General features: G+C 40.4%; 1 protein-coding gene. It reads left to right on the forward strand.

Annotation, left to right across the window (positions count from 1 at the left end; genetic code table 11):
* Positions 1-422: 422 nt before the first annotated feature.
* On the forward strand, positions 423-1,634 hold a 1,212-nt coding region (locus tag WKU33_RS18800), incomplete at its 3' end, for an IS110 family transposase (RefSeq protein WP_340456118.1).

The following is a 1,634-nucleotide window of genomic DNA, read 5'->3' on the forward strand; positions in this document are numbered from 1 at the left end:
CCTCGTATAGTATATTTAAGAACAAAATTTGCTCTTTGATAACTAAATAAATGCATCACTTTCAAAGTAATTATTAGTTCTTTTTCACCAAGAAAATGTGGTAATAAATTACTCAATACCTTTGGCTTGGATACTGGGGGATATCCCTAGATAATAGATATTGGAATGGATCCAACTGGGAATATGCTGTTTCCTCCTGTAGTTCGACTACGATTCAAGACTGTGACCCAGACAATGGTTGTACTGCAAACACACAAGCTGTATCGGCGCATTTCTATACCAATGTTAGTGGACATTGGGGCAGCTTTTAGAGATGCACCTTTTGAATACTCATACGCGAGGCTGTTGCCACACCATTGATTCTAGGGATATCCCGCAGTATCCAAGCTTATTCCAAAATCAAATGAAAGGAGGTCCTTTCCGTGAATTTATTTGTAGGTATTGATGTAAGCTCTAAAAAACTCGATGTGTGTTTTCTGGATAGTGAAGACACACGTTTAAAAGAAACAACTTTTCCAAACGATATCCATGGAGCGAACCAGATTAAAGAAAACATCTTAGCTTATAATGGGCAATTCCATTACGAAAAAATTATTGTCGGCATGGAATCCACATCCGTGTATAGCTTCCACCCTGCGCATCTCTTAGATAACGATGCGGATTTAAAACAGATTGGGGTGGGAGTGGTTGTTCAAAATCCAAAGGCAATCCATCGGTTTAAAGGCTTATTTGAAGAAGATAAAACCGATAAGATCGATGCGTTTCGGATTGCCGATTTTCTTCGGTTTGGACGCTATAATAAAACGATTATCAAGGAAGAAAAGTATGTTGCCCTTCAGCGTCTAACACGTTCTCGTTATCAAGTCATTCAACAATTGACCGAGTGTAAGCAGCATTTCCTTGAAAATCTCTATTACAAATGCAATACATTGACCAATGAAGTAGATACTTCTGTTTTTGGTTCGACCATGATGGAGTTGTTTGCCGAATCCTTATCCTTGGATGATATCGCTCAGATGGAGCTGGAAGAGCTGGCTGAGTTCCTCCAAGAGAGAGGAAAAGGTCGCTTTCGTCAGCCGGATAAAGTAGCGAAATCCATCCAAAAGGCGATTCGTGACTCCTATCGTTTAGGCAAAGTTGTACAGGACTCGATTGACATTGTATTGGCCACCTATGCCAAACTGATTCAAACACTGAAAAAACAGGTCAAAGAGTTAGACAAAGGGATCGAATCCCTATTTGACGTTATTCCAGAAGGACAATGTTTGAAAAGTATACCGGGTATTGGTTCGGTTTACGCGGCAGGTATTATCGCTGAAATCGGTCAAATTGATCGATTTGAAACACAAGCGCAGATAGCCAAATACGCCGGTCTATTCTGGAAAAAATCGCAATCAGGTGACTGCGAATCGGAACGAACACCACGAGTCATGTCGGGAAATCAGTATCTTCGTTATTACTTAGTTGAAGCTGCCAACTCGGTCCAACGAAATGAACCCGTTTATCGTGAATTTTATTTAAAGAAGTATAAAGAAGTTCCGAAATTCCAACACAAAAGAGCCCTTGTCATGACTGCAAGAAAATTAGTGCGTTTGGTGGATGTGCTACTACGCAATCACCAACTCTACACGCCA

Source organism: Oceanobacillus sp. HCA-5259, from assembly GCF_037892815.1.
GTDB lineage: Bacteria > Bacillota > Bacilli > Bacillales > Amphibacillaceae > Oceanobacillus > Oceanobacillus indicireducens.